This is a genomic window from Halegenticoccus tardaugens (assembly GCF_004116405.1).
In the GTDB taxonomy this organism is placed as follows: Archaea; Halobacteriota; Halobacteria; order Halobacteriales; family Haloferacaceae; genus Halegenticoccus; species Halegenticoccus tardaugens.
Genome location: NZ_SDIC01000004.1, coordinates 515,879 through 534,675 on the forward strand (window position 1 = coordinate 515,879; position 18,797 = coordinate 534,675).

At 67.4% G+C, this 18,797-nt stretch carries 19 protein-coding genes; 9 read left to right on the plus strand and 10 right to left on the minus strand.

Annotated elements, in window-relative coordinates:
• Positions 1 to 3: 3 nt before the first annotated feature.
• The 3 genes from C3L37_RS13610 to C3L37_RS13620 are packed head-to-tail and all read right to left on the minus strand — an operon-like array spanning position 4 to position 1,857.
• Positions 4 to 483, minus strand: a complete 480-nt coding sequence (locus tag C3L37_RS13610) for an Rpp14/Pop5 family protein (protein WP_129115149.1) — start codon at positions 481 to 483, stop codon at positions 4 to 6.
• Entirely contained in the window at positions 480 to 1,166 is a 687-nt protein-coding gene (locus tag C3L37_RS13615; protein WP_129115150.1) for a class I SAM-dependent methyltransferase, read from the minus strand. The genes C3L37_RS13610 and C3L37_RS13615 overlap by 4 nt, the downstream gene beginning before the upstream one ends.
• Positions 1,150 to 1,857, minus strand: coding sequence for an RNase P subunit p30 family protein (locus C3L37_RS13620; RefSeq protein ID WP_129115151.1), 708 nt, complete (start codon positions 1,855 to 1,857; stop codon positions 1,150 to 1,152). The genes C3L37_RS13615 and C3L37_RS13620 overlap by 17 nt, the downstream gene beginning before the upstream one ends.
• 288 nt (positions 1,858 to 2,145) lie before the next feature.
• Between C3L37_RS13620 and C3L37_RS13625 the strand changes: the two genes are divergently transcribed.
• The 7 genes from C3L37_RS13625 to C3L37_RS13655 all read left to right on the plus strand — a co-directional run bounded on the left by C3L37_RS13625 (position 2,146) and on the right by C3L37_RS13655 (position 8,141).
• Positions 2,146 to 3,228: a glucose 1-dehydrogenase gene (locus C3L37_RS13625; protein ID WP_129115152.1), complete on the plus strand. Its 1,083-nt coding sequence runs from the start codon at positions 2,146 to 2,148 to the stop codon at positions 3,226 to 3,228.
• Positions 3,215 to 3,865 (plus strand): transcriptional regulator GfcR, encoded by a 651-nt coding sequence (gene gfcR / locus C3L37_RS13630; RefSeq protein ID WP_129115153.1) that lies wholly within the window; start codon positions 3,215 to 3,217, stop codon positions 3,863 to 3,865. The genes C3L37_RS13625 and gfcR overlap by 14 nt, the downstream gene beginning before the upstream one ends.
• A gap of 86 nt (positions 3,866 to 3,951) precedes the next feature.
• Positions 3,952 to 4,296, plus strand: coding sequence for a glutaredoxin family protein (locus C3L37_RS13635; RefSeq protein WP_129115154.1), 345 nt, complete (start codon positions 3,952 to 3,954; stop codon positions 4,294 to 4,296).
• A 135-nt stretch (positions 4,297 to 4,431) separates the two neighbouring features.
• Positions 4,432 to 4,998: a DUF7110 family protein gene (locus C3L37_RS13640; RefSeq protein WP_129115155.1), complete on the plus strand. Its 567-nt coding sequence runs from the start codon at positions 4,432 to 4,434 to the stop codon at positions 4,996 to 4,998.
• A gap of 218 nt (positions 4,999 to 5,216) precedes the next feature.
• A complete protein-coding gene (locus C3L37_RS13645; RefSeq protein ID WP_129115156.1) occupies positions 5,217 to 6,188 on the plus strand; it encodes a phosphoadenosine phosphosulfate reductase family protein in 972 nt (323 codons plus the stop codon).
• Between the two features lie 195 nt (positions 6,189 to 6,383).
• On the plus strand, positions 6,384 to 7,334 hold the full coding sequence (locus C3L37_RS13650; protein WP_129115157.1) for a phosphoadenosine phosphosulfate reductase family protein: 951 nt from the start codon (positions 6,384 to 6,386) through the stop codon (positions 7,332 to 7,334).
• A gap of 96 nt (positions 7,335 to 7,430) precedes the next feature.
• Positions 7,431 to 8,141: a diphthine--ammonia ligase gene (locus C3L37_RS13655; protein WP_129115158.1), complete on the plus strand. Its 711-nt coding sequence runs from the start codon at positions 7,431 to 7,433 to the stop codon at positions 8,139 to 8,141.
• An 18-nt stretch (positions 8,142 to 8,159) separates the two neighbouring features.
• On the opposite strand, the gene C3L37_RS13660 is transcribed toward C3L37_RS13655, so the two are convergent.
• Complete coding sequence (locus C3L37_RS13660) at positions 8,160 to 9,131, minus strand: sugar phosphate nucleotidyltransferase (RefSeq protein ID WP_129115159.1); 972 nt, start codon at positions 9,129 to 9,131, stop codon at positions 8,160 to 8,162.
• 102 nt (positions 9,132 to 9,233) lie between these two features.
• Between C3L37_RS13660 and C3L37_RS13665 the strand changes: the two genes are divergently transcribed.
• Entirely contained in the window at positions 9,234 to 9,530 is a 297-nt protein-coding gene (locus tag C3L37_RS13665; RefSeq protein WP_129115160.1) for a transcriptional regulator, read from the plus strand.
• Between the two features lie 360 nt (positions 9,531 to 9,890).
• A complete protein-coding gene (locus tag C3L37_RS25565) occupies positions 9,891 to 11,213 on the plus strand; it encodes a PGF-CTERM sorting domain-containing protein (RefSeq protein WP_164974752.1) in 1,323 nt (440 codons plus the stop codon).
• A 141-nt stretch (positions 11,214 to 11,354) separates the two neighbouring features.
• Here C3L37_RS25565 and C3L37_RS13675 read toward each other — a convergent pair whose 3' ends face one another.
• The 6 genes from C3L37_RS13675 to C3L37_RS13700 all read right to left on the minus strand — a co-directional run bounded on the left by C3L37_RS13675 (position 11,355) and on the right by C3L37_RS13700 (position 18,731).
• The gene (locus tag C3L37_RS13675; RefSeq protein ID WP_129115162.1) at positions 11,355 to 12,029 is read right to left on the minus strand and encodes a type 1 glutamine amidotransferase domain-containing protein; all 675 of its coding nucleotides are present in this window, start codon (positions 12,027 to 12,029) and stop codon (positions 11,355 to 11,357) included.
• 177 nt (positions 12,030 to 12,206) lie between these two features.
• Positions 12,207 to 13,679 (minus strand): ABC transporter ATP-binding protein, encoded by a 1,473-nt coding sequence (locus tag C3L37_RS13680; RefSeq protein ID WP_129115163.1) that lies wholly within the window; start codon positions 13,677 to 13,679, stop codon positions 12,207 to 12,209.
• A complete protein-coding gene (locus C3L37_RS13685; protein WP_129115164.1) occupies positions 13,676 to 14,752 on the minus strand; it encodes an ABC transporter ATP-binding protein in 1,077 nt (358 codons plus the stop codon). The genes C3L37_RS13680 and C3L37_RS13685 overlap by 4 nt, the downstream gene beginning before the upstream one ends.
• Before the next feature lie 2 nt (positions 14,753 to 14,754).
• The gene (locus tag C3L37_RS13690; RefSeq protein ID WP_129115165.1) at positions 14,755 to 15,918 is read right to left on the minus strand and encodes an ABC transporter permease; all 1,164 of its coding nucleotides are present in this window, start codon (positions 15,916 to 15,918) and stop codon (positions 14,755 to 14,757) included.
• Positions 15,918 to 16,889, minus strand: coding sequence for an ABC transporter permease (locus C3L37_RS13695; RefSeq protein WP_129115166.1), 972 nt, complete (start codon positions 16,887 to 16,889; stop codon positions 15,918 to 15,920). Before C3L37_RS13695 ends, C3L37_RS13690 begins: the two co-directional genes overlap by 1 nt.
• Before the next feature lie 21 nt (positions 16,890 to 16,910).
• Positions 16,911 to 18,731, minus strand: a complete 1,821-nt coding sequence (locus C3L37_RS13700) for an ABC transporter substrate-binding protein (protein ID WP_228546228.1) — start codon at positions 18,729 to 18,731, stop codon at positions 16,911 to 16,913.
• Between the last annotated feature and the right edge of the window lie 66 nt (positions 18,732 to 18,797).

Consider the following 18,797-nt stretch of genomic DNA (forward strand, 5'->3'; position numbering starts at 1 on the left):
GTATCACTCGAAATCGAGTTTCGTCGCACCCGCGAACCCCGCCGGGAGGCGCACGTCGAGCGCCCCGTCCCGCGAATAGGCGATCCGGTCGGCGTCCTCGAACGCGACGTTTCTCTTCCCGGAACGTCCGGCCCGCCCTCGTAAATACCTTTCTTCACACGCACGCACGGTCCCCGAGACTCCGTGGACGGACACCCCGACCGGGTCGCCGCCGATCTCGTCGATACAGGCGAGCGCGGCGCGCGCCGCGCCGGCGTGGCCGCGGCGGGCGCGGACGACCGTCTCGCCGACGCCGTCGTCGAAGCGGAACCCGAGCACCGTCAGGTCCGCGTCGGCGCTCTCGGCGTCGCCGAGCAGGTTCTGCGCCGCGAACCACAGTTCGCGCTGGAACGACCCCCGCGCGACGTCGGCGTCGGGCCACGCCTCGATCTCGACGCCGAGGTAGCGCCAGCGCGGCTGGAGGTGCTTCGGGAGGTGTTTCATTCCTCGTCGGTCGGGGCGCTCGCGTTCCAGTTCCCCGCGCGTTCGGCCACGAGCACGCCGACCTGGTCGTGGACCCGCTCGACCGCCGTGAGCGCGAACCCGGCGTCCGTCAGCGCGTCGACGAGCACGCCGACCGTGGCCGGGTCGTCGACCTCGGGGCTGTAGAACGGTTCGTCGGGGTCGGGGTCGCCGAAGAACATCACGTCGCCGAGGACGAACTTCCGCGGGCCGAGCGCGGCGATCACGCCGATCGCTTCGCGCTTTTCCTCGTCGGAGAGGTGGTGCATCGCGAAGTTCGAGACGACGACGTCGACGCGGACGGGTTCGGACCCGTCCGCCGTCCCGTCGTCCTCGTCTCCCCCACCGCCGACCGCCGGTTCGCGGAACGAGCCGACGCCGAACTCCACGTTTTCGATCCCCGCGTCGGCGGCTTTCCTCCGCGCCTCCGCCAGCATCCCCTCGCTGATGTCGCGTCCGACGACGCGCTTTGCGTCCGGAGCCAGCGCGAGCGCGATCGCGCCGGTGCCGGCGCCGAGGTCGAGAACCACGTCGTCGGGGCCGGGCGCGGCGTGTTCGACGACGAGGCTCGCGCAGGCGTTGTACTCGTCGCTGTTCTGCGAATCGTCGTACGTCGCCGCCATCTCGGAGAACCGGGCGGCGTGCTCTTCAATCGTCCTCTTCATACCTGCCCCGTTTGACCCCCGGCGCTATGAACGACTCGGACGATCGCTCCCGGTTGCGCGCCGCGAGGCGACCCCACTCGGCCAGCCCCGCCGCGATCTGCTCGGCCGAGAATCCGACGGCCTCGCCGACGGCGCGGAGCTCCCGCGGCGCGCGAAGTTGGAGGTGCGATCCGGGGTTCGCGCTGACGACGTACGGCGCGTCGTACTTCTCGACGAGTTCGCGGAGCGTCCGCAGTTCCTGCAGCGCCCGAACCCGGGGACCGCCGTCGCGCCGGAGGACGGGGCCGAAGTCGAACTCGACGCGGACGCCGTTCTCGCGGGCGGCGCGGACGAGCACGTGGTTCACGGACCCCTCACCGGCCGCAGGTCGGGTGAGCACGTCCACGCGCTCCTGTTCGACCGCGAAGCGGTTGAGCGCGTTCGTCCCCCCGCGGACGAGAAGGAGCGTGCACTTCGGCCGGTAGTTGCCGATCCCGCCGCTCGCCTCCTGTCGGCCCTCGGCGACGACCTCGATCCCGTCGACGACGTTGACGCCGTACGCGTCGCCGATCCGCCCGTAGTCCGTCGGACCGGCGCCGCCGGCCGAACGCCCGCGGACCACGACTCCCTCGAATCCCCGACGCGAGGCGGTGAGCGCGAACCGCGCCGCGGTGCTGTCGCCGTCGGGGTACGCGTGGACCGCCTCGTACATGATCGACAAGGACGCACGGGCGCGGCTTTGGGGTTACGGTTCGCTCGTCGTGGAAGGCGACGATCGCTCTCGTCGACGAGCGAAGGGACTGGGAGGAAAGAGACGCGTCCGGAAAGTGGCACGGGTGCGGTGAGCGCCGACGTGGCTGGTGTAGGCTGGACAGACGTCCGCTGGCGCGGAACGGACGCGACGAGGGCTGGAGTCGCCGCGCCCGGGCACCCACCGACACGTAGAGTGTTTACTCGACGTAGAATAAATCTTTTGGTGTAGTGGGTACTCCTGTCGAGCATGAAGGCGATCGCAGTTCGGGAGGGCGACAGGACGCCGACGGTGATCGAGACGGAGCGGCCGGAGCCGGAGCCGGAGGCGGGGGAGGCGCTCGTCCGGACGCTCCGCGTCGGCGTCGACGGCACCGACCACGAGGTCATCGGGGGCGGTCACGGGGGGTTTCCCGAGGGCGAAGACCACCTCGTGCTCGGCCACGAGGCCGTCGGCGTCGTCGAGGATCCGAACGGCACGTCCCTCGAACGGGGCGCGGTCGTCGTCCCGACCGTTCGCCGACCGCCGAACGGGCCGAACGAGTACTTCGAGCGCGGCGAGCCCGACATGGCCCCCGAAGGGCAGTATCACGAACGCGGCATCGTCGGGGCGCACGGGTTCATGGCCGAGTACTTCACCAGCCCGGCGGAGTGTCTCGTCCCGATCCCGGACGCGCTCGCCGAACTCGGCTTCCTCGTCGAACCGATCTCCATCTCCGAGAAGGCGTTCGAACTCGCGCGGGCCTCCCGCTCCTCGTTCCGGTGGACCCCCGAGTCGGCGCTCGTGCTCGGCAACGGCAGCCTCGGCCTCCTGACCCTCGCGATGCTCCGCGAGGGCGAGGGCTACGACCGGCTGTACTGCCTGGGTCGGCGCGATCGCCCCGACCCGACGATCGACCTCATCGAGGCGCTGGGGGCGACGTACGTCGATTCGCGGAAGACGCCCGTGGACGCGGTCCCCGAGGTCCACGAGGCCGTCGACTTCGTCTACGAGGCGACCGGGTACCCGAAGCACGCGTTCCAGTCCGTCCACGCGCTCGCGCCGAACGGCGTGGCCGCCCTCCTCGGCGTCCCCGGCTCGTGGGAGTTCGAGGTGGACGGCGGCGCGTTCCACGAGGAGTTCGTGCTGCACAACAAGGCGATGATCGGCAGCGTCAACTCCGGTTTCCGGCACTTCGAAGCGGCGACCGAGACGCTCGCGACCCTTCCGTCGTGGTTCCTCGACGACCTGATCACGGGCGTGTACGGGCTGGACGAGTTCGAGCGGGCGTTCGCCGAGGGGGACACCATTATAAAAACGGCCGTCCAATTCGCCGACTATGAAGAACGTTGACGACCTCATCTCGAGCGCCGCCGAGCTGGCGGAGCGCGGGCTGTCGAAGGGCGAGATCGCGGACGAGCTGAACGTCTCCCGCGAGACGGCGAGCTGGCTGGTGGAGCGCAGCGGCGCGACGAGCGAGCCCGCCTCGCGCGTCGCCGGTTCGGACGACGACGGCCCGCACGACATCCACGTCGACTGGAGCGCGATCGGGCGAGACAGCGCGCGGCTCACGCACGTCTCGCGGGCCATGGCCGACCTCCTCTCGAAGGAGGGCGAGGAGGTCGACCTGACCATCGGCATCGAGAAGGCCGGCGCGCCGCTCGCGACGGCGGTCGCGCGCGAGCTCGACACGGACCTCGGCGCGTACGCTCCGCGCAAACACCAGTGGGAAGAGGGAGACATCGAAGATCTCGGCGGGAGCTTCTCGCGCAACTTCGCGCAGATCCGCGGCCGCGACTGTTACATCGTCGACGACACGATCACGAGCGGCACGACGATGGGCGAGACCATAGACGCCGTCCGCGAGGAGGGCGGCAACCCGGTCGCCTGCGTCGTCGTCGTCGACAAACAGGGGATCGAAGAGGTCGACGGCGTCCCCGTCTACTCGCTCATCAACGTCGTCCGCGTCGGAACCGACGAAAAGCGGTGAGGGTAGGCCGTCGAAGCGCTTCCGGTGCGGGGCAACGCGATCCGCACGGCGCAATCCCTTTGAGCCCGTCCCGCTTAGGGACGGCTATGACCTTCCAGCCGGGAAGCGACCACAGCCGAGAGGACGTACGAGCGCGCGTGGACGAGGCGATAGAGGACAACGACGTCGTCCTCTTCATGAAGGGCAACCGCCTGATGCCCCAGTGCGGATACTCCATGCGCGCGCTCGAACTCATCGGCCAGCACGTCGAGGAGTTCGAGACGGTCGACGTGCTGCCCGCCCTCGACCAGTACCGGGCCGCGCTCGAATCGCACAGCGGGTGGGAGACGATCCCGCAGACGTACGTGAACGGCGAGTTCGTCGGCGGCAGCGACATCCTCGCGGAGTTGGACGAGCGCGGCGAGCTGGAGCAAACACTTACGGGGGAGTAGTTCCTTTTCAGCGCTGGCAGCGGGATTCAAAGAGTAGGTCATATAAGCTCGGGCCGCGTACATTACACAGAACCAGTCGGATTCGCGCTGCGGGCGTCGCGACCGCTTGACCCACACGCACCACTTCAGACACCCATGACAGGCCGAGTATATCGACTCCATTCGACGTTAGAACTGCCGCTTGAGGACGTTAAAACGTACTTCGACGAAGACCCGGATCTCCCGCCCGAAATCGCCGACGTCGATATCACGAGACGGAACAACACGCTCATTATCAAAGCCGTCGCCGCCGACGAGAGCCTGAGCAAGTACACCCCGACCGCGCAGCTGAAAGCGAGCGTCACGGAGACGCGCGTCTACGAGGAGGAGCCGCCGCGCGCGGGCGGCCCGCAGTGGGCGCGCGACGAGGAGGAGGAGATCCCCTCCGAACTCGTCGAGTTCGCCTGTTTCAAGGGCGACCGGGAGACGGTGCTCCAGAACACCGCGCTCCAGTACCCGATGTTCCTCGTCCTCCGCGATATCGCCCGCCTCGCGGAGAAGGGAACGCTGACGGCGATCTCGGAACTCGACGGCGAACTGGAGGCGACGCGAATCGTCGAGGGCGACGAGCGCCCGGCCAAGGTCGAGGTCGTCGAGAACCCGAGCCAGAAGCAGTCGAAAAACAGCGGCATCAACTGGCGCGACAACAAGTTCATCTCCTGAGCGCCGCTCCGGGACGGCGGGCATCCGTCCGGATCGAGGATCGATCGGACTCGGAACGGTGGGACCGACGCCGAGAACGACTCGCCCGACGAATCTTCGGTACTCGTTGAAAGAGAGCCCTTTTTCGACCTCGGTTCCGGCGCGGTCGCCATGTGGTAGCACGCCGCGACGTTTCGGGCAAAAAGCATTTGAGGCAGCTAATTATATGTTATTACACCATGCCGGAAGGCTTCCCAGACTACCTGAACGTCGACTACACGGACGGCGAAGGAGAGAGCCCCGAGGACTACCCGAGCATCCAGCACAAGATCGAAAAGGCCATCGAGGTCACGAAGCAGGGGCTCGAAGAGTACGAGACCCCCGCGGTGATGTGGACCGGCGGGAAGGACTCGACGCTCACGCTCTACTTCGTAAAGGAGGTCGCAGAGCGGTACGACCTCGAACTGCCGCCGACGGTGTTCATCGACCACTACCAGCACTTCGACGAGCTGATGGACTTCGTCGAGCACTGGGCCGACGAGTGGGACCTCGAAGTCGTCTACGCGCGCAACACCGACGTCGGCGAGTACGTCGAGGCGAACGGGCTCACCCCCGGCGACGACATCCCGATCTCGGAGCTCTCCGAGCACAACCAGCACCACGTCCGCAACATCCTGGAGTACGAGGAGGACTCGTTCCCGTTCCTGCTCGACACGTACGTCGGCAACCACCTCCTGAAGACCGTCGCGCTCAACGACACGCTCGAGGAGTACGACATCGACGGCATCATCTCCGGCATCCGCTGGGACGAGCAGGACGCGCGCGCCGACGAGACGTTCTTCAGCCCCCGACACGACCCGGAGATCTACCCGCCGCACGACCGCGTCCAGCCGATCCTCCAGTTCGAGGAGGCGGACGTGTGGGAGGCGTTCTGGCACTTCGTCGTGCCCGAGACGGTCGAGGAGTACCCCGACGAGGGCTACGTCCCGCAGGACTACGACGACCTGCCGAACGGCCTCACCCACGAGGACGTGCCCGTCTCGCCGAAGTACTTCGAGGGGTTCCGCTCGCTCGGCAGCGAGGTCTCGACCGAGAAGGCCGAATCCGAGCCCGCGTGGCTGCAGGACCTCGACAACACGACCGAGCGCGCGGGGCGCGCCCAGGACAAAGAGGACCTGATGGAGCGCCTGCGCGACCTCGGGTACATGTAGCGACGTTCCGCTTCCCGACCCTCCCGTAAAAGCAGCACTGAAAACCGCCGCTCGCTCGTATCGCTCGCGGTACGAGCGCTCGTCGTCCACCGTGGACGTCTCTTCTTCCACCGTGGGCGTCTCTTCCGCGTGAGCCGCGTCTCACGCCCTGCAAAAACGGCAATAGGCATTACCGTCCCCCGCGTACTCCCGTTCGTGACCGATTTCCCCGACTATCTCGACCTGGATTACGAGGACGGCGCGGAGCGGACCGCGGCTGACTACCCCACGCTCGCGCGAAAGGTGGAGAAGGCCGCCGAGGTGACGCGGACGGCGCTGGGGCAGTACCGGAAGCCAGCGGTGATGTGGACCGGCGGGAAGGACTCGACGCTCGTCCTCTACGTGGTTCGGGAGGTCGCCCGCGAGAGCGGCTTCGACGTGCCGCCGGTCGTCTTCATCGACCACTTCGAGCACTTCGACGAGACGATCGCGTTCGTCGAGCGCTGGGCCGATCGGTGGGATCTCGACCTCGTCTACGCGCGGAACACGGACCTCGCCGAACGCGGCGCGGGGCCGGGCGACGAGATCCCCGTCGCGGAGCTGAGCGAGACGAACCGGCGCGAACTGGAGCGCCTGGAGTACGGCGAGGGGTCGCTCGTCGTCGACGCGGACACGTTCGTCGGCAACCACCTCCTGAAGACCGTCGCGCTCAACGAACTGCTGGAAGCGCACGGCTTCGACGGTATCTTCTCCGGCATCCGCTGGGACGAGCAGGACGCGCGCGCCGACGAGACGTTCTTCAGCCCCCGACACGACTCCGAGAAGTACCCGCCGCACGACCGCGTCCAGCCGATCCTCCAGTTCGAGGAGGCGGACGTGTGGGAGGCGTTCTGGCAGTTCGTCGTGCCCGACGCCGTCGAGAGGTATCCCGCCGGATTCGTCCCGGAGTCCTCCGCGGACCTCCCGGACGATCTCTCGCCCGACGACCTGCCCGTCTCGCCGAAGTACTTCGAGGGGTTCCGCTCGCTCGGCACGGCGTCCGGATCCGCGAAGTCGGCGGACGAGCCGGCGTGGATGCAGGACATGGAGACGACGACCGAGCGCGAGGGTCGCGCGCAGGACAAGGAGAACATCATGGAACGGCTGCGCGACCTCGGATACATGTAAGGCGAGTGCAGAAGGAACGTCGACCGACCGCCGGCGATCGAGATCGGTCGCCGGCGAATCGCAGCCCGTAAATCGCCGTCCCCGCTACGTCCGTCAATGACCGACGACTGGGTGAGCCTCTTCTCCGGCGGCAAGGACTCCTCGTGGGCGCTCCACCGGGCGCTCGAATCGGGGTTGAACGTCACGCGACTACTCACGGTCCACCCGCGGGGAGACTCGTACATGTACCACGTTCCGGCGACCCGCCTCGCGCGCCTCGCCGCCGAGAGCATCGGCATCGAACTCGTCGAGGTCGAACCCGACGACTTCGAGGCGGCCGACGCGACGGACGCCGGCGCGCAGGGGGACGCCGAACTCGAACCGATGGAGGCTGCGCTTTCGGCCCTCGGCGAGGAGATCGACCTCGCGGGCGTCACCGCGGGCGCGGTCGAGAGCGAGTTTCAGACGAGCCGGATCCGGGGGATGTGCGACCGACTCGGGATCGATCTGTTCGCCCCGCTGTGGGGGAAAGAGCCGCGCGCGCTCGCCGACGCGATGCTGGCGGCGGGCTTCGAGATCACGATCGTGCAGGTCGCCGCGGGCGGCCTCGGCGAGTCGTGGCTCGGCCGGACGCTCGACGCCGACGCGCTCGCCGACCTCGAAGCGCTCAACGAGGCGCACGGCGTCCACGTCCTCGGCGAGGGCGGGGAGTTCGAGACGATCGTCACCGACGCCCCGCACATGTCGAGGCCGATCGAACTCTCGTACGAGACGGAGTGGGACGGAACCCGCGGGCGGCTTCGGATCACCGACGCGCGGTTGGGCTGAGGGGGTGGCTCCGACGGCTCAGTGGTCGCCGTTGGTGATCCGCGTGTGCGCGCCGATGAGCGCGCCGGCGAAGTCGAGTCCCTCGATCCGCGTCTCGCGGTCGATGATCGACCGCCGGATGTCGGAGTCGCTGATGTACGAGTCCGGGAAGACGATCGTCTGTTCGAGGGTCGAGTCGAGGACCTCGGCCCCGTCCATCACGTGGACGTTCTCGCCGAGTTCGGAGCCCTCGACGGTCGCCGACCGGTGGACGAAGTTCTCGCCGTCGAGCTTCCAGGCGACGGCTTCGAGGTAGCTCTCGGGCGTTCCGATGTCGAACCAGGCCCCGTCGAAGGTGAACGCGTGGACCGCCTCGCGCTCTTGGAGCCACTGGATGAACCACCCGGGCTCGTCGGGGTTGTTGTCGGCGGCCAGGTACTCGTCGAGGAGCGGGAGGGTGTCGGCCGTAAAGGCGTAGCAGGCGATGGAGACGAGCGTGCTCTTCGGGTCCTCGGGCTTTTCCTGGAAGTCGACGACGCGCTCGCCGTCGAGTTCGACCAGCCCGTACGACTTCGCCCGCTGGAGCGATCCCACGTCGTAGGCCGCGAGCGTCGACGTTCCCCTCTCCTGGAAGTAGTCGATGAACTCGGACATCCGAAAGCTGAGGAGGTTGTCGCCGGCGACGACGAGCAGGTCCTCATCGACGCCCTCGCGCTCGACCAGCTGCGCGAGCGCGCCGACGACGCCGAACTTCTCGTCTTCCTCCATCGTCTCCTCGACCGAGAGCGTCGGCTTTTCGAAGCCGCTCCCCTCGAGGTACTCCTCGAAGTCGTCGGCGAACGCCTCGTTCGTGCTGACGAACACCTCGGAGACCCGATCGTCCGCCTCGAACTCCTCGAAGATGATGTCGATCACCGTGTCTTCGCCCACGGGCAGGAGCATCTTCGGGCGGTTCTTCGTGATCGGCCACATTCGGGTCGCGTATCCTCCTGCGAGGACGACTGCTTTCATATCTTCACTCTCCCACCCCGGTGGTAAGGTTTTTTCCCTCGATTCTGTTCGTTCAGTTAGATATGCCGAAACCGTTTTTCCTCAGACGACGAACCGTGGCGTATGACCGATTCGGAAGCCGAGGCGACGGCTCGACAGCGTATCGCGAACGCGCTTCGCCGGGGACCCGCGACGGCGAGCGCGCTCTCGCGGACCGTCGGCGTCCCGCGGTCCGTCGCCTACGATCACCTTCGGCACGTCGCCCGATCGATCGAGGGGACCGACGAGCGGTTTCTCGTCGCCCCGCCCGAGTGCGGCGACTGCGGATTCAGCGGCTACGACGATCCGATCAACTATCCGTCACGGTGTCCGGCGTGTCGGAGCGAGAACGTCGAGGAAGCCGCGTTCAAAATCGAGTGACCGGACGACGAGATCGACGACCCGTTTTGCGACGGTGAGTTCTGTTGTCGCCGCCCGCACAAACGTCCCTTCACTCCTTTCGACGTTCACACGTCGCCGAGTTCGACGTCGCCGCGTTCGAAAACGAAGCTGACACGAAGTGAATTCCGGTTCACTTTATGATTCAAATCCTTAGAAATTTTCTAATATAGTCACTTGAAACGGATTGTTGATGCGAACTGAAATGAACTTCTGTAGCCACGTTCGCTGGCGGAGCTATCCTACGTGTGGTAACCGATGATGCGAAAACGAACGCTACGTACGACGATAACCACCGCTCTGCTGGTTCTATCCATCGTCGCGGGTGCATCCACGGCTGGTGTGGTCGCTCAGGATGGTGCTGTTGGAGACGAATCGACCGACGGAGACGACACGAAGTCGACCGCCACCCCGGTCACCACCAACTCGACGGTAGACGGTACCATCGAGTCGCCGGAGGACGAAGACTGGTATCGAGTCGACGTCGAGGGGAATCAAACGTTTTTGGTGACGCTCGAATGGATCGACGGCGGGGAGGAGCCGGCAGCGCCGAACTCCTCGAAGAACCTCGAGTGGAAGGACCTCCGATTCGAAGTGTCCAACTCGGCCGGTGAACTCGTCGGAGAGCGCGAGACGTTCATCGGGACGTACGACCAACGCGTTGCGAGCGTGATGCCCGTCGACGAGGCGGGGACGTACTATATCAATGTCAGTGCCTTGTACGGCAGCGTCACTGACGAGGAAAAAGACAACGTCCGCGAGGCGAACGGATCGCAACCGTACGAGTTGACGGTCCAGGCGATCCCGCAGGATCCCTACGAACCGAACGGAGACGTCACCGCCGAAAACGCGACCGTGCTCTCGGACGGTCAGACCGTCTCTGCGAGTGCTATTGGCTTCGACCACGACACGTACGCCGTCGACCTCGAAGCGGGCGATACGGTCACGGTCACGTACACCGAGACGACGGTCCTCAACGAGTACAGTTGGGACTATTACGGACGGACCCTGTACACGGGCGGCCCCGGTGTCGTCGAGTCGAACTGGACCCGAACCGCCGACGGCGGGCACCTTACGTTCACGGTGAATCAGAGCGGTAAGTACACCGTCACCCTCGGTATCGACGGCGACGTCGAGGGGCCATGGGTCGTCGGAAGCGACGCGGTCCTCTACGACCTGACGGCCGACATCGGCTCGACCGACGACGAAACCAGTCAAAACGAGGAATCGACGGACAGCGACGAAGCCGACGAGGACGTGAGCGATACCGACGATGCGACCGACGGCGACGAAAATGCGAACGACGGGACAGACGGCGACGATCGGAACGAAACCGACGAAACCGACGACGGCGAGTGTTCCACCGAGTGTGACGCCGCCGGCGACGAAAACGATGAGTCGGCTCCCGCCAACGAGACGAAGGTAGAGGAGATCGGTGACGGGGAGGAAGTCGAAGACCGAGAGGAAATAGACGACGAAACGGATGGCGAGAACGACTCTGACGGTGAGTCGACGACCGATGTCACCGAAACGCCCGAGGACGAGGCGTCGGAACGATCCGCGACCGAGAACACGACGAGCAGTGATGGTCCCGGCTTCGGTGTTGTGATCGCGCTCGTCGCCTTGATCGCCACCGCACTCCTCGCGGTCCGCCGCGGCGACTGATCCCAGCGAACCCCGCTACCACTTCGGCATTCATCGACAGTTCAGTCCTTCCGCGTCCGCTCGTCGAGCGAGGTTGGAACGTGACGAGAGGAGGAACTCGGCCCGTTAGAAAGACAGAACGCGTCCCGCCGTCCCTGCTGACTACAGCTCCTCGAGCAACGTCACCGCGGCCGCGCGCGACGACTCCGGACCCCGCCCGGTGATGAGATCGCCGTCGACGGTGACGCTCGTGTCCGAATCGAGTTCCGCGTCCCAGTTGCCGCCCGCGGCCTTCACCTCGTCTTCGACCCAGTAGGGAAGCTTCCGCCCGTCGGGCATCCGATCGTTCTCGTCGACGATGTCGGCCTCCCACTCGTTCGGGAAGCCGGTGACGTCGCGCTCGGAGACGACGTACTTGCCCTCCTCGGTGTGGGTGAACCCGAGGATGCCGACCGCGTGGCAGAGGATCAGGACCTTCCCCCCGTCGCCCTCGACCGCGTCCGCGACCAGCTTCCGGGCGTGGCGGTCCTGGTTGACGTCCCACTCGGTTCCGTGTCCGCCGGGGAGGACGACCGCGTCGTAGTCGTCCGCGTCGACGGTCGCGATCGGAACCGGGTCGTTCAGCCGCGCGTCGCTCTCGTGTACCTCCCGGACGCGCGCCGCGGTCTCCTCGCCCACGGTGTCGGGATCGACGGAGCGCTCGTCGATCACCGGCGGCGATCCGCTCGGCGTCGCGACGGTGACGTCGACCCCGGCCTCGTCGAGCGTCGTGAGCGGCTCGACGCACTCTTCTCCCCAGTACCCCTCCTCGCTGACGACGAACAGTGCTGACGGCATACCCGTCGCTTCGGGTCCGCAGCCGAAAAGCCTCACGCCCGCGGAAGGTGGCGCGGGTGCGCCGGCGGCCGCCGAGTCGTCGGCCGCCGGCAGCGGATCCGCCGCGGATCGCCGGTCGCGCGGGCGAAGATCGATCCGCGCGGAACGACCGACACCGCGACGCTCCGCGCGAGCCGCTCAGTCCTCGCGGCCGGTCACCGGTTCCGCGCCCTCGGCTCGCCGCGAGCCGTCCAGGAGGTGGCAAGCCGCGGACCAGCCGTCGGCGACGCCCGTCGGCCGCGGCTCGCGGCGCTCGCAGGGCGTCGAAAACTCGTCGGCCAGGAGCGCCGCGGCTCCGCCCGAATCGCCGTCGACGATCAGCCCGAGCGCCTCGGAGAGGACGGCATCCGCGCGCTCGTCCGTCAGCGCCGCCGGGAGGTCGAACGCCCGCCGGATCGCCGCACGCGCTTCGCGGGTCGACGCCTCGGTCGCGCGCGTTCCGTCCGAGGCCGCCCCCGCGTCCGTCCCGCCCGTCCCGCCCGTCGCGGCCGCCCCGCCCGTCGCAGCCGAGTGCGCGGCCGCGAGTTCGAGGGCGGACTCGCGGTCGACCTCGCCGCGGTTGAGCTTCGCCCGCAGGTCCATCACGCGCCGCCAGCCGGTCTGCTCGAACTCGTAGCCGTCCGGCTGGACGATCTCCGGGCAGCGGGTGTGGAACCGACAGCCCGACGGCGGATCCGAGGGGCTCGGCACGTCGCCGGTCAGCTCGATCCCCCGGCCGCGCTTCCGCGGGTCGGGGGTCGGGATCGACGACAGTAGCGCCCGCGTGTAGGGGTGCTGCGGGTCGGCGAACAGTCGTTCCGTCGGGCCCACCTCGACGATCTCGCCGAGGTACATGACGGCGACGCGGTCGCACACCTCGCGGACGACCCCGAGGTTGTGGCTGATGAACACGACCGCGAGGTCGAACTCCTCCTGGAGCCGGCGCATCAGCGCCAGGATCTCCGCCTGTATCGACACGTCGAGCGCCGACACCGGCTCGTCGGCGACGATGAGATCCGGGTTGAGCACGAGCGCCCGCGCCAGCCCGATCCGCTGTTTCTGCCCGCCGGAGAACTCGTGGGGGTACCGGTCGACGTCGTCCGCCGAGAGGCCGACCCGCTCCAGGAGATTCTGCGCGATCCGCCGCCGCCGATCCCGATCGCGCATGCCGTGGATCCGGAGCGGTTCCGCGACGGACTCGCCGACGCTCATCCGGGGGTCGAAACTGGTGGTCGGATCCTGGAAGATCATCTGCGCGCGCCGGCGGAACCGCTTGCGCTCCGTTTTCGACGCGGCGCTCACGTCGACGCCGTCGAACAGGACCTCCCCGTCGGTCGGCGCTTCGAGCCCGAGCAGCGTCGTCGCGGCGGTGGACTTTCCGCAGCCGGACTCGCCGACGATCCCGAACGTCTCGCCGGGGTACACGTCGAAGCTGATCCCGTCGACCGCCCGAACGCGGCCGACCTCGCGGCGCAACACCCCCTCCGTGATCGGGTAGTGCTTTTTCAAGCCGCGGACGCACAACAGGGGGTCGTCGGGTCGATCCGCCGTCGACCGCCCGTCGGATCGGGCCGTCGCCGGCGGTTCGTCGGCCCGATCCGCCACCGACGGGTCGTCGTCCCGGTCCGTCATCGTCCGTCGCCCCCGTCCGCCCGCCCGACGTTCCCGTCCGCCCGTCCGACGTCCCCGTCCACCTTCGCGGCCCGTCGCTCGCGGATCGCCGTCTCGTCGTAGCCCTCGTGGTAGTAGACGCACGAGATCTCGTGATCCGGCGATTCGGCGGCCCCCATCGCCGGCTGATCGCCGGTTTCGCACTCCTCGACCGCGTGGGGACACCGCGGGTGGAACCGGCAGCCCGACGGCGGGTCCCGCGGGTCCGGGAGCGACCCGCCGAGCGGTCGCATCGCGCCGCCGCTGCCGGGGAGGCAGTCGAGAAGCGCCAGCGTGTACGGATGGGAGGGATTTTCGAGGACCTCGTACACCGTTCCCCGCTCCATCACCTTTCCGGCGTACATGACGACGACCCTGTCGGCGATCTCCGCGACGACGCCGAGGTCGTGGGTGATGAGGAGCACGCTCATCCCGAACTCCTCCTGCAGGTCCCGCAAGAGCCGGAGGATCTGCGCCTGGATCGTCACGTCGAGCGCCGTCGTCGGCTCGTCGGCGATCAGCAGGTCGGGATCGCAGGCGAGCGCCACGGCGATGACGACCCGCTGTTTCATCCCGCCGGAGAACTCGTGGGGGTAGTTGTCGAACCGCGCGGCGGCGTCGGGGATGCCGACCCGGTCGAGCAGGTCGATCGCCCGCTCGCGGGCCTCGCGTTTTCCCGCGTCGCGGTGCAGCCTGATCGCCTCGACGATCTGTCTCCCCACCGTGTGCATCGGGTGCAGCGCGCCCTGCGGGTTCTGGAAGACGTGCCCGATCCGACCGCCGCGGTACTCGCGAATCTCGCGGTCCGAGAGCGACGCGAGGTCGACGCCGTCGAAGACGACCTCGCCTTCGACGATCTCCCCCGGCGGGATCGGGATCAGGCGCGTGATCGATTCGCTGGCGACGGTCTTTCCCGACCCCGATTCGCCGACGACGCAGACGGTCTCGCCGCGGCGGACGTCGAAACTCACGCCGTCGACGGCGCGGACCGTCCCGGCGTCGGTGCGGAAGTGCGTTCGGAGGTTCCTGACCGAGAGGATCGGTTCGTCCCCCATCGTCACACCTCCGACCGCGGATCGAGCGCGTCGCGGAGCGCGTCGCCGAGGAAGTTGAACGCCAGCACGGTAAAGAACAGGAAGATCCCCGGCACCGTCGAAATCCACCACGCACCGGCGAGTTCGCCCCGACCGTCGGCGATGGTCTGCCCCCACGAGAACGCCGTGGGGTCGCCGAGGCCGAGGAACGAGAGCCCCGCCTCCGCGAGGATGAGGAACGGAATGGTGAGCGTCGCGGCCGTGATCACCGTGTTCGACACGTTCGGGACGACGTGCCGGCGGAGGATCCACGCCTTGCTCGCGCCGGCGTTCTCCGCCGCCTTGATGTACGCCTCCTCGCTTCGCTGGAGCGCCTCGCTCCTGACGAGCCGCGCGACGCCGCCCCAGCTCAGGAGGCCGAAGATGAGGACCATGAGAAAGAGGCTCCCGCCGTAGAGGTAGACGATCAGGATGAAGAGGAAGAACGTCGGCACCGTGAGCAGCAGGTCGACGAAGCGCATCGACACCTCATCCACCATCCCGCCGAACAGCGCGGCGCTCGTGCCGACCGCGGTCCCGACGACGACGATGATCGCCGTCGCGATGAGCCCGACCTGCATGCTCACCTCCATCCCGAAGACGAGCAGGTGGAGCATGTCGTGGCCCTGCGCGTTGGTGCCGAAGGGGTACTGCCACGTGCCGCGACACATCCCGCCCGCGACCTCGCCGACGCACGAGGTGGGTACGTCCGCGGCGACGCTCGTGTACACCGGCGGCTGTCGTCGCGCGAGGAGATCCAGTTCCGGTTGCGGCAGCACCATCGGGCCGAGCGTCCCGACCGCGAACACGACGAGCAGGTAGCCGAGGCTGATCACCGCCGCGGTGTTCTTCCTGAACTGCCGCCAGTAGCGTCTCGTCAGCCGCGGATCGTCGTACAGCGGCAGGACGACGTAGAACGCGGAGAGGAGCAGCGTCAACCAGAACAGCCAGTCCAGCGGCGTGGGATCGCCGAGGAGGGGGAGCGGCCCGCCCACCGCGGTGTCGTAGACGACCCCGAGGGCGAACGCGAGCGTCGCCGCCGCGAACGCCGTCTGCCGGCGGGAGAACCCCCCGAGATCCGTTTCGAGCGCGTCCCAGTCGACGTTCTCGAACGAGGCGTTTTCGGTGGGTTCCGGGTCGGCCGCCATCAGCGATCACCGTAGTCTATCCGCGGGTCGAGCACCGTGTAGACGATGTCCTGGACGAGGTTGCCGAGGATGGCGACGAACACCGGGATCAGCGTCGTGGCGAGCACGAGCGCGGTGTCGTTCTGCGTGATGGCGCGGTAGCTCAACAGCCCGAGCCCGGGGATCTGGAACACCACCTCCGTCAGGTACGACGCGACGAACAGCAGCCCGAGGATGTCCGCGACGAGGATCGTCGAGATGGGCACCGACGCCGCGCGGAAGATGTGGCGGATGACCCGCCACTCGCTCGCGCCCTTCGCGCGCGCCGTCTTGACGAAGTCCGCGTGGACGTACTCCAGCGACTCCGCCCGCGCGTAGCGCATCTGGCTCGCGATCGCGGAGGTGCTGAGCACGATCACCGGCAACACCAGCTGCTTCGCGTTCGCCAACGTCCAGACGCCGTGGCTCGTGTCGTAGTACGACGGGAGCCACCCGAGATGGACGGCGAAAAGCAGGATGAGCATGATGCCGAACCAGAAGTTCGGAACGCTCACGCCGAAGAACGCGAGGAACGTCCCGGCGTAGTCCGCCTTCGTGTACTGGTGGGTCGCCGAGTACAGCCCGATGCCGATCCCCGCGACGACGGAGAGGACGGTGGCGGGGATCCCGTACATCAGCGAGTACGGATACGCGTCGGCGACCGCCTGGAGCGCGGGCTGCGAGCGCGTGTGCGACCAGCCCCAGTCGCCGGTGGCCATCCCGACCATGTAGTCCGCGTAGCGTTCGAACAGCGGGCCGTCCGTTCCGCTGACCCGCTCGTACGTCTCCCGGGCCTCGTCGCCGCTCGCGCCCTCCTGCGCCTGCTGGAAGGCGAACTGCGACTGCTGCGCGTCCGGCGTGACGGCGAGGAGCCCGAAGGTCAGAGACAGCATGACGAACGTCGCGACCAGGGCCCACGCGACCCGCTGTGCGACGTACCACCCCATGCTCATCGTCTCATCCCCGACGTTCGATCACCGGTCGACGTACTCATGGTCGTCCAGCGCCCCGTCGATCAACCGCTTCGCCTTCGCGTAGCTGTGGCTGTCGCCGACGCCGGTTCGCGTGACCTTCGAGTCGTCGAACCAGTCGGACCACTCGGGCTGGTAGGTGTGCGCGGGCCGCAGGTACCCGCGGTTGATCTGCTCGGCGATGGCCTTCTTGTTGATGGCGTACGCGAACGCCTGCCGGACCTCGCGCTTTCGGAGGGGTTCCCAGCCGTTCGCGCGCTGGTTGTACGCGAGGATGGAGATGTACGGGGTGGGCGACAACGTGACGTTCACGCCGTCCATGTCTTTGAAGTTGTCCGCCTTCTCAGACGGCAGCTCCGCGTAGGTGATCTCGCCGGTTTCGAGCGCGGAAAGCTGCGTGCTCTCCTCGTTGAACACCTGGTACGCGTAGCGATCGAAGAGCGGCGCGTTCTCGTACCCCTCGATCTCGCGGAGGTAGTAGTCGTCGTTGCGGACGGCGCGGAAGCGCGACTCGCGCTCCCACGACTCGTAGGTGTACGGCCCGAGGTTGCCGGTGTACGCGAGCGTCTGCACCTCCCTGTCCTCGTTCAACCCCTCGCCGTCCCGTTCTTCGACGTAGGGTTCGATCAACTCTTTCGGCATGCAGTACGCGCCCCACATGATGGGTTTCCGGGGGAAGTCCGGGTCCACCTCGGGCAGGCGCGCCTCGAAGGTTAACTCTCCCGTCTGTTCGACCTCGATCGGCTCCTCGCCGACGAACCAGTCGCCGCGGTTCGTGTCGCCGGCCCAGTTCTCGTCGGCCTGTCGGACCTCCCGAATGAAGTACACCCAGTCCTCGGCGGTCATCCGCCCGTACGGGTCGCTCCACCGGAGGTTCTCGCGGAGTTTGAACGCGTACGTCTGGTTGTCCTCGGTGTCGACAGATTCGACCCACCGCGGTTCGATCTCCATGTCGGAGTTCACCGTGTACGCGCCGTCCATCGTCAGTCCGACGCGGAGGTCGGACGACGTGTCGCTGATCCGAATGAAGTTGACCGTGGAGGCGTCTGTCGTCTCGCCGGAGATGTACTCGCCCTCCGGCGAGGAACCGTTCCCCTCGAAGTGCCACTTCTGGGAGTCCCACCCGAAGTTGAAGCCGGGTTCGGTGTGCCGCACGTTCGCGCGGAAGCCGTTGATGTCGTCGCTGAAGCCGATCATCCCGAACGGCTGGTCCTCGCTTATGAACCCGAACAGGTCCGCGAACCCCTCCTGTCGCTTCTGCGAGTCGGTTTCCTGACCCAGTTCGTCGATCTCCGACGCGATGTCGCGGTCGCCGGTGGGGCGGTAGCCGTAGAAGTTGATCGTCGCGCGGTCCGTGTCCCGCTCGTCGATGAAGAAGGACGCGACGGAGGTCGGCGTCATCGGGTAGGTGTTGAAGCCGATCCCCCAGATCATGTCCCACCGCTCCGGGCTGACGGACTCATCGCGGTTCCCGCCGTTGTACGTCGCGTCGTCCGCTCCCTCGGGCTTGTTCGACGCGTAGCGGTCGAGGAGCGTGTTGAACGGCGCGGAGTCGAACTCGACGCCGATCCCGATCTCGCCGAGTTCCTGCTTCATGAACTGGGCGGTCGTCTCGCCGGTTTCGGTGCCGGTGCGATACACGAGCTTCAGCCGCACCGGCTCGTCGTCCGGGCCGACGAGCGTGTTTCCGAGGTCGTCACCCTCGGAACCGCCCCCGCCGCCCGCGCACCCCGCGAGGCCCGCGACGCCGCCGACGCCGCCGGCCGCGACGAGCTTCATCGCGCCGCGCCTGTTAGTCGTCCAAGTATTGTCGCCGAGTGGCATGATCTCTGTGAACGACTACCAAAACATATAATCTTCGATCGGTGAAGTGTTGTTTTCACCAATGTG

Coding starts and splice junctions, on each gene's coding strand:
- C3L37_RS13695 (WP_129115166.1), bottom strand. CDS start 16,889: ATGAGCATGGGGTGGTACGTCGCACAGCGGGTCGCGTGGGCCCTGGTC.
- C3L37_RS13620 (WP_129115151.1), bottom strand. CDS start 1,857: ATGTACGAGGCGGTCCACGCGTACCCCGACGGCGACAGCACCGCGGCG.
- C3L37_RS13690 (WP_129115165.1), bottom strand. CDS start 15,918: ATGGCGGCCGACCCGGAACCCACCGAAAACGCCTCGTTCGAGAACGTC.
- C3L37_RS13610 (WP_129115149.1), bottom strand. CDS start 483: ATGAAACACCTCCCGAAGCACCTCCAGCCGCGCTGGCGCTACCTCGGC.
- C3L37_RS13700 (WP_228546228.1), bottom strand. CDS start 18,731: ATGCCACTCGGCGACAATACTTGGACGACTAACAGGCGCGGCGCGATG.
- C3L37_RS13625 (WP_129115152.1), top strand. CDS start 2,146: ATGAAGGCGATCGCAGTTCGGGAGGGCGACAGGACGCCGACGGTGATC.
- C3L37_RS13685 (WP_129115164.1), bottom strand. CDS start 14,752: ATGGGGGACGAACCGATCCTCTCGGTCAGGAACCTCCGAACGCACTTC.
- C3L37_RS13640 (WP_129115155.1), top strand. CDS start 4,432: ATGACAGGCCGAGTATATCGACTCCATTCGACGTTAGAACTGCCGCTT.
- C3L37_RS13615 (WP_129115150.1), bottom strand. CDS start 1,166: ATGAAGAGGACGATTGAAGAGCACGCCGCCCGGTTCTCCGAGATGGCG.
- C3L37_RS13660 (WP_129115159.1), bottom strand. CDS start 9,131: ATGAAAGCAGTCGTCCTCGCAGGAGGATACGCGACCCGAATGTGGCCG.
- gfcR (WP_129115153.1), top strand. CDS start 3,215: ATGAAGAACGTTGACGACCTCATCTCGAGCGCCGCCGAGCTGGCGGAG.
- C3L37_RS13645 (WP_129115156.1), top strand. CDS start 5,217: ATGCCGGAAGGCTTCCCAGACTACCTGAACGTCGACTACACGGACGGC.
- C3L37_RS13675 (WP_129115162.1), bottom strand. CDS start 12,029: ATGCCGTCAGCACTGTTCGTCGTCAGCGAGGAGGGGTACTGGGGAGAA.
- C3L37_RS13665 (WP_129115160.1), top strand. CDS start 9,234: ATGACCGATTCGGAAGCCGAGGCGACGGCTCGACAGCGTATCGCGAAC.
- C3L37_RS13655 (WP_129115158.1), top strand. CDS start 7,431: ATGACCGACGACTGGGTGAGCCTCTTCTCCGGCGGCAAGGACTCCTCG.
- C3L37_RS13680 (WP_129115163.1), bottom strand. CDS start 13,679: ATGACGGACCGGGACGACGACCCGTCGGTGGCGGATCGGGCCGACGAA.
- C3L37_RS13635 (WP_129115154.1), top strand. CDS start 3,952: ATGACCTTCCAGCCGGGAAGCGACCACAGCCGAGAGGACGTACGAGCG.